The organism is Halobacteriovorax sp., assembly GCF_041587335.1.
In the GTDB taxonomy this organism is placed as follows: domain Bacteria; phylum Bdellovibrionota; class Bacteriovoracia; order Bacteriovoracales; family Bacteriovoracaceae; genus Halobacteriovorax.
This window is the reverse complement of sequence record NZ_JBFGYP010000081.1, coordinates 1-13,326: the sequence shown is the minus strand read 5'-3', so window position 1 is coordinate 13,326 and position 13,326 is coordinate 1. Positions and strand designations below refer to the sequence as shown.

At 35.1% G+C, this 13,326-nt stretch carries 8 protein-coding genes and 1 pseudogene; 3 read left to right on the top strand and 6 right to left on the bottom strand.

From position 1 onward, the window contains the following. The 6 genes and pseudogenes from ABX784_RS11410 to glmU all read right to left on the bottom strand — a co-directional run. Window positions 1-791 (bottom strand): annotated as a pseudogene (locus tag ABX784_RS11410) (hypothetical protein); the annotation flags it as partial. Next, window positions 788-1,843 (bottom strand): S-methyl-5-thioribose-1-phosphate isomerase, encoded by a 1,056-nt coding sequence (gene mtnA, locus ABX784_RS11405; RefSeq protein WP_372655169.1) that lies wholly within the window; start codon window positions 1,841-1,843, stop codon window positions 788-790. The gene mtnA and the pseudogene ABX784_RS11410, both read right to left, overlap by 4 nt. After that, on the bottom strand, window positions 1,840-4,101 hold the full coding sequence (locus ABX784_RS11400; protein ID WP_372655168.1) for a hypothetical protein: 2,262 nt from the start codon (window positions 4,099-4,101) through the stop codon (window positions 1,840-1,842). Before ABX784_RS11400 ends, mtnA begins: the two co-directional genes overlap by 4 nt. 97 nt (window positions 4,102-4,198) lie before the next feature. Next, a complete protein-coding gene (locus tag ABX784_RS11395) occupies window positions 4,199-6,451 on the bottom strand; it encodes an ATP-dependent helicase (RefSeq protein ID WP_372655167.1) in 2,253 nt (750 codons plus the stop codon). A gap of 1 nt (window position 6,452) precedes the next feature. Then, the gene (gene glmS / locus ABX784_RS11390; RefSeq protein WP_372655166.1) at window positions 6,453-8,276 is read right to left on the bottom strand and encodes a glutamine--fructose-6-phosphate transaminase (isomerizing); all 1,824 of its coding nucleotides are present in this window, start codon (window positions 8,274-8,276) and stop codon (window positions 6,453-6,455) included. A gap of 136 nt (window positions 8,277-8,412) precedes the next feature. Next, the gene (gene glmU, locus ABX784_RS11385; RefSeq protein ID WP_372655165.1) at window positions 8,413-9,813 is read right to left on the bottom strand and encodes a bifunctional UDP-N-acetylglucosamine diphosphorylase/glucosamine-1-phosphate N-acetyltransferase GlmU; all 1,401 of its coding nucleotides are present in this window, start codon (window positions 9,811-9,813) and stop codon (window positions 8,413-8,415) included. Window positions 9,814-10,054: 241 nt separating this feature from the next. Between glmU and lon the strand changes: the two genes are divergently transcribed. The 3 genes from lon (at window position 10,055) to ABX784_RS11370 (ending at window position 13,300) form a co-directional block, all read left to right on the top strand. Further along, complete coding sequence (gene lon / locus ABX784_RS11380; RefSeq protein ID WP_372655164.1) at window positions 10,055-12,472, top strand: endopeptidase La; 2,418 nt, start codon at window positions 10,055-10,057, stop codon at window positions 12,470-12,472. A gap of 71 nt (window positions 12,473-12,543) precedes the next feature. Further along, on the top strand, window positions 12,544-12,939 hold the full coding sequence (locus ABX784_RS11375; RefSeq protein ID WP_372655163.1) for a response regulator: 396 nt from the start codon (window positions 12,544-12,546) through the stop codon (window positions 12,937-12,939). A 91-nt stretch (window positions 12,940-13,030) separates the two neighbouring features. Next, complete coding sequence (locus ABX784_RS11370) at window positions 13,031-13,300, top strand: hypothetical protein (protein WP_372655162.1); 270 nt, start codon at window positions 13,031-13,033, stop codon at window positions 13,298-13,300. Window positions 13,301-13,326: the final 26 nt, after the last annotated feature.

Genomic DNA, 13,326 nt, shown 5'->3' with positions numbered 1-13,326 from the left:
CCGCCGTAGATACTAAAAGCTCTCTTACCACAAATAGGATAGCTCTCGAGTATCTCTTGTGCAGACTTATGCTCTATCTTCGATTTCAATGTATTCAGCTGCTCAGTTGAAAAAGAAAATCCTTGAATCTCGTTCTCACTAAAACTTGTCATGTTTTTTAGAAGTGCTGCAACAGTTGTCATTGTTCCAGCAACACAAACAAGCTTACTCACTTTGTAAGAATCAAGATTATAATTATTAAGAATTTTCTCAAGCTCAATATCAAATGTCTGAGCCTGAATCCAATTAGTGGCTCTTACTGACCCAATAGGAAGACTAACCGACTCTATAATTTTAAAGTTATCTAATTGAACATTTATTAGCTCAGTTGAAGCTCCACCAATATCCATTATCGTTATATTAGTAGTCTTGTCTTCCACACCCATGACAACTCCTAAAGCTGTATAGAATGCTTCTCCTTCACCTGAGATTCTTTGAATTTTTAAATTATACTCCGACTCTGCCGGGCCAGAAAGTTCACTAAAGTTTGTAGCAACTCTCGAAGCTTCCGTTGCCGTAACAATCACATCAGCAGGGTTAATATCATATTTTGAAATTATTTTACTATAATCACCAAGCGCTTCCAGAGTTGCCTTAATAGACTCTTCTAAGAAGCTTTTATGAATATCTAAATCTTTACCTAAAGAAGTTATTCGAGAGTGACTCTCTAGGGTCCTAATCTTTTCACCGATAACTTCTATCACTAAAAGTAAGCAACTATTAGAGCCAATATCAATACTTGCTCTTATCATTTTCTTCCCGTGATCTTTAATAAGTTTTCCTGATTAACAGGTGTGATAATTCCTTCTTCACAAATGATACCAGTAATACACTCAGCATCTGTAACATCAAAACTAGGATTCAGTGCTGATGTTTCTAAAGGAGCTACTCTTTGATCTCTAACAAAGAGAATTTCATTCTGATCTCTCATTTCAATAGGTATCGAGGTTCCTGTATCAGAAGAAAAATCAAACGAACTAGTAGGCGCTACAACAAAGAAAGGTACTCCGTAATGTTTGGCAACAATACTAAGAGTTGAAGAACCTATCTTATTTGCAGTATCACCGTTTCGAACAATTCTATCTGCACCAATAAAAATAGCATCAATAAGTTTATTCTTCATAAGATATGAAAAAGATCCCTCGACCACGATGTCGTGAGGAATGTCTTGTTTTTTTAATTCATACGAAGTCAGTCTTATACCTTGCATATAGGGTCTAGTTTCAGATGCATAAACGTGTTCTATTCTATCGTTTTCAAATAAATGAGATATAACACCTAATGCGGTTCCCATAGGTCCACAAGCAAGGTAACCAGTATTACAAAGAGTCATGATTCTATATTTTCTTTTCCCCAGTCTCTGCTCAAGATCTTTCATCGCAGTTTTTGCCATTAAAAGATTATCTCTATGAATTAGCTCAAGCTGTTCATGTCCAAACTGGATTAAGAAAAATTCAATCTCTGCTTCTTTCTTCTCAGAAAAAGCTGTCTTAACAATATCGACACATCTCTCTAGCTCATATGCTAGATTAACAGCAGTGGGCCTTGATGAATTTAAGTAGTCTGCGGCCTTTATATAATCTTCAACATTTGCACTTTTATTATTTCTTGCAAAAAGGGCCATACCAAAAATGCCAGTGAAACCAATGAGAGGAGCACCTCTCACCACCATATCTTTTATAGAATTAAATGCATCATCAATTGTTTTATTCTCAACAATAATTTCTTCAAGAGGTAACTTTCTTTGATCAAGTAAGCTTAGTACTCCATTATCCCAGACTAATGGGCTTATTATATTTTTCAATTAAATAATCCTTTTAGTAATTTATTTATTTTCTTTTTACCTTTTTTATCTAAGAACTTCTTCACTTGCTTCTTGGCCTGAACCTTTATCGCTGTCTTAGATACTTTTTTAAGAGTGTATTCAATATCTGGCTTAAGTGAAAAACCATTCCCTACTAACCTAAGAGGTACGGTATCTCTTCCTATTTCTTTTCTTAGAACCTTAGAAACTTTTCCAGATAGATCTTTATAAACTACATCAAATTGACTTCTTTTATTTGCATGAGGACTTACTTTTCCATTACCAGAAACCTCTAAGTACTTCTTTGAGTCTATAAACTTAGTAGACTTTATAGTATAAAGCTTTTCAGTAAATCTCCCATTGAGAGATAAGCTTGAAAACTTACCATCAACATCAATTTCTTTCGTTGCATACTTTTCACCGACTTTAGGAATTTTCATTAAAATTGGTCTAATATAGTCCCCTAGGTTCAATCCTTTTAACTCTCCATTTGTAGCCTTAACATTAGTTAAAACATCATAAGATGTTCCTTTTGATGTTAATGAAAACTTACCATTTGCCTTACCTGTAAAAACTCCTAATACAGCGGATAAGACGTTTTCAGGCAAGAAAGGCTTTAGAGCAATAAGATCAAACTTTTTTAATTGAAAGTCGAATACACCATTAGTTGAATCTTTAGATAAATTTACAACAGCAGATGATGTCCCACTTCCATTTGAAAAATTAAACGACGTATCGCTAACCTCTATCTTAGAAGGAGATAAGTTTATCTTTGACTCTAGATTAAAAGGCTTCGAACCAATCTTTACATTATTCATTTTTATTGTCAGATCACCTGGAGGAATAATTGGAACAGGAGCAGCTTCTTCTTTTTTATCGGACTCACCAGAAGATCCACTTGCACTAGCTGTAGTTTTATCCAACTTCTCTTTATATAACATTTCCTGAATTAAGCCTTCAGTAATAGAGATATTTTGGACATTTAAAAGAGTATTACTTTTTGGGATATTCTTTGCAGAAGGAGGATTATTAAGGTCAAGCGCCATCACGTTTTGAAAAATAACAGTTCCATCTAATATTTTAGCTTCTGCTTTTGCACTAAAACTTTTTTTAACAAGAGATCCTGTCAATGTAGTCTTAGTCGTAAAGTTCTTATCTACATATGTTAAATCTGGTCCAAGAGAGAATTTAAGATTAGGAGTAATATACCCCTTTTTATTAATCTTTAAACTACCATTTAACTTTATACTACTAGACTTTGGAGATAGAGATGCAATTCTAACACCCCCAATTTCAAGAAGATCTTTTAATAACAATTCAGTATTAATATTATCAATTGATACACTTCCGTTATTAAGGAGAATGTTCATTGAAACTTTATTTTTTTCTAAAAATGAAATAGTTGAATCAACCTGTACTTTCCCACTCTTCTCTACACTAGTATTTATTTCAGCTTTGATTTCTGGAAATTCTTTTTTTACTCCTGGTAACCTAAGGCTTCTAATCTTCAGCACAGAAACAGTTTCAATTCTTTGCTTAGAAATTATTTCTGTAAGATTAAACTGACCAATAAGTAATGCATTTAAGTCTACCGACTCTCCAGACTTCATTTTATAGTTTAGTTTTGAGCTAATCTCATATGCACTAGAGTTTTTAACCCCTATTTTCTTAAATAGAACTTTCTCTAAATTTACACTTCCCTTGCTTCCGTCTTTTAATTTATAATGTAAAATTAAGTTTTCGACATTTAAACTAGCAGTACTATTCAAAAGAAATGTAGGAATAGCTATTGCGGAAGCCTTTACTACTTTCTTACTAGCATTATCTGCGGCCTCTGCTTTTGTAACTTTTACCTTTTTCTTTGTACTCGCAAGCGCCATGCTCCAATTATTAGTCTTACCTGATTCAATATAATGAACATTTGGAGAATTAAGAGAGATCGTTAAATCTCCTCCTCCAGTAAGGATAGAAAAAATTGGTATATTAACAGTTAGGTTCTGCAAAGATACTAGATCAGACTTCGGACCATTAATAGAGAGCTTATCTACGTTTACACTTATTGATAGACCGAAGTTTATTTCAGTTTTTCCAAGCTCAATTTTAGATTTAGGAAAGGTCTTTTTTAGAAATGTTAGAGATATCTCCCGAACTTTTTCAGGTGTTACTAATGTTTTTGCGTAAAAGTAGGCCCCTGTAAAAATTCCCAGAGATAGTACGCCAATAACCGAGGCTATAATTAATAACTTTTTTGACTTCATGCTTAAAATCCTTTTCTGTTTTGCTAGAAGTCATTATCACAATTTACAGAGAATGGGTCAAACACTAATGAAGGTACCCGACTAAAGCTAGCCAGTACTAAGCTAAAACTAAAGGCGCAAATTTCACTAAGAATTTCTTCCTAGCACCGTCAGAGAATTTAATTGAGACCTTTTCTTCTGGTCCAAATCCACTTGATTCTAAGACTATTCCCTGACCATACAATGAGTGAATGATGGCAACACCTTTTGGAAACTTAGGCTTAGGGGCATTGTTCTTATTTTCGTAAGAGGCCACTTGAAATACAGCTTCATCCTCAAATGACTGGTCCTGATTGAAATCGTCAAAACCTGTACTCTCATTACTATTCCAAGAACCTCCAGAAGTCATTGTTCCACCACTAGGCTTTTTCCAGAGGTAGTATTTGTCAGGTATTTCATTTAGGAATCGACTTGGACCATTAAATCTAAGTTGCCCAAACAGCATACGTCCTTGAGCAAATGTGATATAGAGCTTTTCCATGGCCCTAGTCATAGCAACATAGAAAAGTCTTCTTTCTTCTTCTATAGCAGTCTCACCATTCTCAAGACTCTTATAGCTTGGAAATATATTTTCCTCTGCACCAGTCACAAATACATAAAGAAACTCTAGCCCCTTAGCCCCGTGAATGGTCATAAGAGAGACTTCACCTGTATTGGACTCTTCTTCTGACTTACTTGTAGTATCTAATGTAATTGTTTCAAGAAAGTTTAGTAATGATGGGTTCTTATTAGATTCCTCATATTGAACAATGGCACTTTGAAATTCTTCAAGGTTCTCCATTCTTGCTTGAGATTCATAATCTTTACTGGATTTTAAAAATTCCCAGTATCCTGACTCATGTAGAAGTTTTTCATACAGCGAACTTGGAGCAACTGAATCTACAGATACTCTTACTTCATTTATAAGTGTTACTAAGTGATTTAGTGCGGACTTAACTTTTGCTGAGAGCCTTATGTGTTTAAAGTCTTCAGGATTTGACACTACTGTATCTAACATTTCCCAAAGAGAGCAATTATTGGTTACAGCTTCATTCTCTAGCTTTCTAAGTGTCGTTGCTCCAATTCCTCGAGCAGGTACATTTATAATTCGACTTAAGGCCAATGAATCTTTCTCATTAACCACAACTCTAATGTAGGCAACTAAGTCTTTAATCTCTTTTCTTTCATAAAACTTTACCCCTCCAACAACTCTGTATGGGATATTGCTTTTTCTAAGGTAATCTTCAATCAATCGTGATTGAGTATTAGTTCTATAGAAGATTGCCATTTCTTTATGAGGGTGACCCTCTCTAGAAAGTTTTTGTATTTTCTCTGCTACAAATTCGGCTTCTTTCTTGTCATTGAAGCACTCAATAATTTCAATGTCTTCACCATGTGGATTCTCCGTCCACATGTCCTTACCTTTTCTTTGAGAGTTTCTCGCAATTACATGTGTAGCAGCTTCAATGATATTCTTACTAGATCTATAATTCTGCTCTAGCTTTAAAATCTTAGCATCTGAAAATATCTCTTCAAAATCTAAGATATTTCTAATATCTGCTCCACGCCAAGAATAGATCGACTGATCCTCATCCCCTACCACACAAACATTGCGAGTTTTCTCACTTAACATTCTCACAAGTTCAAACTGTGCCCTATTTGTATCTTGATACTCATCAACAAGTAGATACTTAAATCTTTCTTGGTAGCGATTTAGTACTTCTGGAAATTTTTCAAATAATTGAATAACACCAGTAATTAAGCTACCAAAATCAACTGCATTTGCTTTGTGTAGTTCTGCTTCATATTCTTGGTAGAAGGTAAAAAATGAATCACTCTCATCTATCTCATAATCACATTCAGAGATATCTCTTCCTGGATAGTGACCATGGTTTTTTAAGTCATCCATGTAATAAAGTATTTCAAAAGGTGAGATCTCTTTGGTTGAGATTCCATGTCTACCAAGAATGGCCTTAGCTACGGCCTTTTGTTCAGAAGTATCATAGATGGTAAAATTCTTTGAAAGACCTAAGTAGTTTGCTTCACTTCTTAAAATTCTTGCGCAAAACGCGTGGAATGTAGTTATCTGAAGAGCACCAATATCGGCCTCAACCATTGTGCTAATACGCTCACGCATTTCTCTCGCGGCTTTATTAGAGAATGTTAGGGCCAAAACTTGAAAGGGACTAACATGCAACTCTTCTAAGAGATAAGAAATTCGTGTAACCAGAGTCTTAGTCTTACCCGACCCGGCACCGGCTAAAATCATAACCGGTCCATCTGTTCTTAAAACTGCTTTTCTTTGTTGCTCGTTTAATCCACTTAAATCCATTTTACTCTACCGTTACTGATTTCGCTAAATTCCTCGGCTTATCAATATCCGTTCCCTTATATTTTGCAATGTAGTAAGCAAGGAGTTGATTCACAATATTGATATATATTGGAGATAACTCATCTAAACCATCAAAGTCTATTCCAAAATAGTAGTCAGATAATTCAGCTAACTCTTCGTTATCTTTAGGTCCGATTGAAAGGATCACTCCTTTTCTGGCCTTAATCTCTTGAATATTTGATACTGTTTTTTCAAATAGCTCTGGTCCTACAAGTGCAATATTAACCATATCTTCGTCAATCATTGCAATTGGTCCATGCTTCAATTCGCCTGCAGCGTAACCTTCCGCGTGTACATAGGCAATTTCTTTAAGCTTTAAAGCTCCTTCTAATGCAACAGGAAAGTAAACACCTCTACCTGTATAGAAGAATCCTTTATGATTATGAATTGATTCGGCAATATTTTTAATTTCATCTGATCTTGATATTAAATGGTCAATTTTCTCTGCGAGAAGAGAAAACTTAGCCGTTAGCTTTACTCTAGAAGCCTCATCATTTAACTCTTTCGTTAGAGCGAGAGACAGGAGTCTTCCGGTAAGTGCTTGTTGAGTAAAGGCCTTAGTTGAGGCTACGCCGATCTCTATTCCTGCTCTAATTAAAAGGTTATTATCACAGTTTCTATAAAGAGTAGACCCATCCACATTTACAATTGATAAAGTCTTAACCTTATTATTTGTACATAACTCTTGTGCAGCTAAAGTATCTGCCGTTTCACCAGATTGAGATATAAATAGCCCACTTTCACCTTCTTGAATTAGTGGGTTTCTATATCTAAACTCACTTGCTAGCTCAGGTGAGCAAGGTATTTTATTGTACATTTCAAGAAAGTCTCTAACTAAAAGACCTGCATAATAAGCAGTTCCACAAGCAGATATATGAAACTTACTTGGAACAAAGTCCCCTGCTTTTTTTAGACTTTCAAGACCTTCTCCGTGAAAATAGAACTGAGTCAAAGAACGTATCAGTTCAGGCTGCTCATGAATCTCTTTAAGCATAAAGTGCTCAAACTCACCCTTATCTGTTGGACCTACTGACATATCCTGCTTCTTAGACATGTAATTATCAGTAGGGTTTCCTTCTGAATCATAGAAGTTGATTATATTTTTATTTTTAGCACTTAAATGACAAAGAACATTATCAGCAGGAAAGTAAAGCTGTGACGCCATTCCGGCCAATGCATATGGATCAGAAGATACAAAAGCTTCAGAGTTAACACTATTAATCCCACAAACAAGTGGAGCGCCCTTCTTGATAGACATAATTTCTAATACATTTTCATTTAAAACGACAAATGCTGAGTGACCTTCAACGAGTTTGAAACTATCTAGCATTGCTTGCTTAAATTCTTTACCTGCAGCAAGCTCTCTTGTAATTAAAGCAAGAAAAACTTCAGAATCTGTTTCAGATTTAAAATCGTATCCACCAGCAGCAAGTTCCTTTCTTAATATAGAAGCATTTTCAATAATTCCATTGTGAACTATTGAGATATGATCTTTCATATGTGGATGAGAGTTTACATCATTTACTTCTCCATGTGTGGCCCATCTTGTATGTCCAATACACATTCTGGCCTTGGAGTCTTTATCTTCCAAAATACCTTTTAAGTTTTCGAGTTTTCCACTCTTTTTATAGATTTGAAGATTATCGTTTTCGTCAATAAAACTCACACCAGCAGAATCATAGCCTCTATACTCAAGCCTGCTTAGACCCTCTAGTACGATTTCGACTGAATCTTTTGGCCCTATATGACCTACAATTCCACACATATATATCCCCTGGTTTCCCAAATTTTTTTAAATAAATTATAATTGTAAAAGATAGCATTTAGAATGGATTTTTCCAATAAGGAAGCTCCTGCAAAGACGCTCAAATGCCTTTACAGGAATATTATTCATGGTATTTCTACTTAGATTTCAGAAATCTCTTGGCCATACCGTCTTTAGTAACCTGTTTTGTACGAGAAATGGCAAAACTTCCATCTTCCATATCATGAGTTACGGTAGAACCACTGGCAACAAAGCACTCATTCCCTATACTCACAGGGGCCACCGTCTGAGAATCAGAACCAATAAAGCTCTTCTTACCAATGATAGTTTTATGTTTATTTGCACCATCATAGTTACAAGTTATAAAACCGCAGCCAATATTAGTCTCTTCACCTATTTCAGCATCTCCAACATAGCTTAAATGAGAAACTTTAACCCCACGCTCTAGCTTAGACTTCTTTATTTCTACAAAGTTTCCAATTTTAGACTCTTCTCCAATATCTGCACCTGGCCTTAGCCTTGCGTATGGACCAACAACAGAGTTTGACCTCAAAGTCACTTCTTCTAAGTGTGAGTAGGCCTTAACAGTTACTCCATCTTCAATAGTTGAATTGATAATAACTGAACCAGGTTCAATTGTTACATTCTTTCCAATCACACTTAGGTAATCAATGGAAACATTTGGGTGAATGAAGGTTCTCTCTCCTATATTGGCAGTGTTTACATAAGTATGCCTAGAATCAACAAACCGAACACCTTTCTCTCTAAGTGATGAGATAATTCGCTTTCTCATAATTATTTCAGATTTTTCAAGTTGCTCAAGATTATTTACACCTATAAAGGAAGATCCATTTTCAAATAAAATAGGTGCTACATTGAAATCATCTTTAAATAGGTCCGTGAGATAAAACTCTCCAGATTTATTTTCAGACCCTATTGAGTAAAGGTGCTCTAGAATGAAAGATGTTTTTAAGACATACATTCCCGAGTTGACCTCTTGAACTTTTCTCTCCTCTTCATTAGCGTCTTTTTCTTCAACAATATGAAATCCCTTAGAGCCAGACCTAAGGATTCGTCCATACCCTTTTGGATTACTCACTTCAAACGTTGCTGCTACACCATCTAAGTTATTTGACTTTATTTCATTATAAAGATGCTCTAGAGCTTCACTCTCTATTAAAGGAGTATCAGCACACATAACTAGAGTATATTCACAGTTTCTAGCGTCTTCTATTTGATCAAAGTAACACTTTAGCGCATGTGCAGTACCAAGCTGTTCTGCTTGAAATGCGTATGAAATCTTATGATTTTTATAATTTTCATTAATATAGTCTTCAACTAAATCTTTGCCATGACCTGTCACAAGTCCAGTAAAAGACTTTGATTCAGCAACTTTATCCATCATCTTTATACTTTGACTCAAAGGATAATCGACTAAGCATTTACCAAGAAAAGGAGCCAGTGGCTTAGGGAGACTTAAATTCATTCTAGTTCCCGCTCCAGCGGAAAGAATTACCGTACCAACTTCATATTTCATAAACATCCTTTATCTATAATAAAAACGAGACTGAAATGATCGCATATTTGAAACAACCGATCAATTCACATTAATACAGAATCTAAGTAACCTATTATTGGTCAATACCTGAGTAAGTTACTTAAATGATTCAAAAAAATATACCAAAGATTATAAAAAGTTTAAAGACTTAGACAAATATTCCCGATGACCTATGTGAAAGAAGTAAGGTTACAAAAAAAGACCATCTGAAGGAGAATATATGGTTACTAATTACGAGGGCGACAACATTGAGTTCAAAGAGGAACTTCCCCTCCTACCGATTAGAGATATAGTCGTTTATCCATTTATGATTCTTCCACTATTTGTGGGAAGAGAATCATCAATTCAGGCGGTAGAACACGCTCTAAATAAAACAGATAGATTAATTCTTCTAGCGAGTCAGAAAGATATTACTGCTGAAGCACCAGAGCCATCTGAAATTTTTGAGCTTGGTACTGTTGCAATGATCATGAGAATGAGAAAGCTTCCAGACGGTAGAATTAAAATTCTAGTACAAGGACTTTCAAAAGCACGTATTGTTAACTTCGATAAGACAGAGCCATTCTTTGTAACAAAAGTTGCAAAAGTTGAAGACGTTGCTGTTGAGTCAGGAGCTGTTGCAGTTAATGCTTTAATGAGAAATATTAGAGAGCAACTTGAAAGAGTTATTACTCTTGGAAAAGTTCTTTCTCCAGATATTTTAATGGTACTTGAAGACATTCAAGATCCAGGTCGCTTAGCAGACCTTGTTGCTTCCAACCTAAATCTCCATGTTGGTGAAGCACAAATGATTCTAGAAGTTCTAGATCCTATCGAAAGACTGCATAAAATAAATGACATTCTTTCTAGAGAGCTTGAAATACTAGCAATGCAACAAAAGATTAAGCATGTTGCTAAAGATGAAATTAATAAATCACAAAAAGAATATTTTTTAAGAGAACAGATCAAGGCCATTAAAAGTGAACTTGGTGACGAGGCTGCAGAACAGCCAGAAGACGAGTTCGAAGAGTTTAGAAATAAGATTGCTGCTTGTAAAATGCCAGAAGAGGCCGAAAAAGAAGCAACAAAGCAACTTGTAAGACTTGAAAAAATGCACCCAGATTCTTCAGAGTCAAGTATCCTTAGATCTTACCTAGAATGGTTAACAGATCTACCATGGTCAGCAAGTTCTGATGAGATATATGATCTAGCAGAAGCACAAGCAATACTTGATGAGGACCACTTTGACCTTAAAAAAGTTAAAGAAAGAATTTTAGAATACCTTGCAGTAAGAAAGTTAAAAGAAGGTCAAATGAAAGGACCTATCCTTTGCTTCTCAGGACCTCCAGGTGTGGGAAAGACTTCTCTAGGAAAGTCTATTGCCAAAGCTACAGGTAGAGAGTTTATAAGAATTTCTCTTGGTGGTGTAAAAGACGAAGCTGAGATTAGAGGACATAGAAGAACTTACGTAGGCTCAATGCCTGGTAGATTTATTCAGGCCCTAAAGCAAGCGAAAACAAATAATCCAGTAATTCTATTAGATGAAGTAGATAAACTAGGTGGAGACTTTAAAGGTGATCCATCAAGTGCATTACTAGAAGTTTTAGATCCTGAACAAAATATGAATTTCAGAGATCACTATCTAAATGTTCCATTTGATCTATCAAATGTAATGTTTATAGCAACATCAAATGTACTAGAGAATATCCCAGGACCTCTTAGAGATAGAATGGAAGTTTTAAATCTTTCTGGATACACACAGGAAGAGAAAGTTGCCATCACTAAGAAGTACTTAATTCCAAAGCAGATGACTGAAAATGGTATTACAAATGATCATATTGAATTCACTGATGAAGGTGTTCAAACAGTCATAAAGAACTTCACTTCTGAAGCTGGACTAAGAAATCTAGAAAGAAGAATTGGAGCACTATGTAGAAAAGTTGCTACAAAAATTGCCAAAGGCGAAGTAACTAAAACACAAATTATTCCTAACGAAGTTGAAACACTTCTAGGACCTCCAATCTATACTAAAGAGGACGAGAAAGAATTTGATGAAGTTGGCGTTGCAACAGGTCTTGCATGGACAGCGCATGGTGGAGAGATTCTTTATATAGAATCAACCAAAATGAAAGGTAAGGGCCTGACTCTTACAGGTCAACTTGGTGATGTTATGAAAGAATCTGCTCAAACAGCAATTGGATATATCAGAAGTAGAGCGTCTGAATTACATGTAGATGAAGCAGCATTCGATGAGAATGAAATTCATATTCACCTACCAGCAGGAGCGACACCTAAAGATGGACCAAGTGCCGGTATTACTCTAGCAACAACAATAGTCTCTCTACTAACAGATATGCCTATCAGAAAAGATGTGGCCATGACTGGTGAGATTACACTTACAGGGAAAGTTCTCCCTATTGGTGGACTAAAAGAGAAGGCCTTAGCAGCTATGAGAATGAATATTAAAACAATAATCATTCCATGGAAGAACAAGAAAGACTTAATTGATATTCCTGAGGAATACAGAGCAAAGTTAAACTTTGTTCCAGTTAAGACAATCGATGAAGTTCTTGAGGTTGCCCTTGTTGGATGGAAAAATAAAGCTGAAAAACCAAAACGGAAACAAAATAAAAATACATTACCGCCAGTTGCGGCATAATTTTAAAGGGAGCTTTTAGCTCCCTTTTTTTATGGTACAATTGTTAAAAAAAACACATGGATTAGTGATTTATGAGCAATACAAGAAATGAAGATCTTAAAATTGTCGTGGTAGATGACTCCGACTTTTCACGAAACTCTCTTATCGAAATTCTAGAAAAAAATGGTTTTACTGTTGTTGGGCAAGCATCAAGTGCAAATGAAGCGGTTCCTCTCCTTGGAACTGGAGCCAATTTATTTCTAATCGATATTGTGATGCCTGAAGTCAGTGGAATAGAACTGTCAAAAATCATCTCAGAAAATTCAAAAGATGCAAAAATAATAATGATGTCTTCACTTAATATGGAAAGTATTATAATTGAATCTATCTCAAATGGAGCTGTTGATTTTTTAACTAAGCCATTTGGAGAGAAAGATTTAATTAGATCAATTGAAAAAATAGAAATTGAAATGGAAAAGGATATTTAAAATGTTTTTTATGTTTAAGTTTTTTCTTTATTTCTCAATTAGCTTTGTCATCCTATCATTTCCGTTAGCAGACAAGCCCATATTTGAGCATATGAACCAATTTACACAGCCATATACAGCTAATATTTATAAGTCTGTTAAATCAAACTTTAACTCTGGTATCGAGCAAGGTTCACAGATAGGAAAAGATTTGTTTTCAAATACTTCTGCTAAAAAGATCGACCAGGTTAAGACAAAGTACTCATCTGTAAAAAAATCAATGAAGCAAATTGAAGCCGATATAGAAAAAAATCATGATAATTTTACGGTAGAAGAAAAAGAGCTTTTAAGAAGTGTCCTAAAAAAAGCCGAGTCATATTAACTCGGCCTTTATTATTACACATGGAT

Coding starts and splice junctions, on each gene's coding strand:
- glmS (WP_372655166.1), bottom strand. CDS start 8,276: ATGTGTGGAATTGTAGGTCATATAGGGCCAAAAGATTCAGTCGAAATC.
- ABX784_RS11375 (WP_372655163.1), top strand. CDS start 12,544: ATGAGCAATACAAGAAATGAAGATCTTAAAATTGTCGTGGTAGATGAC.
- glmU (WP_372655165.1), bottom strand. CDS start 9,813: ATGAAATATGAAGTTGGTACGGTAATTCTTTCCGCTGGAGCGGGAACT.
- ABX784_RS11370 (WP_372655162.1), top strand. CDS start 13,031: ATGAACCAATTTACACAGCCATATACAGCTAATATTTATAAGTCTGTT.
- lon (WP_372655164.1), top strand. CDS start 10,055: ATGGTTACTAATTACGAGGGCGACAACATTGAGTTCAAAGAGGAACTT.
- ABX784_RS11400 (WP_372655168.1), bottom strand. CDS start 4,101: ATGAAGTCAAAAAAGTTATTAATTATAGCCTCGGTTATTGGCGTACTA.
- ABX784_RS11395 (WP_372655167.1), bottom strand. CDS start 6,451: ATGGATTTAAGTGGATTAAACGAGCAACAAAGAAAAGCAGTTTTAAGA.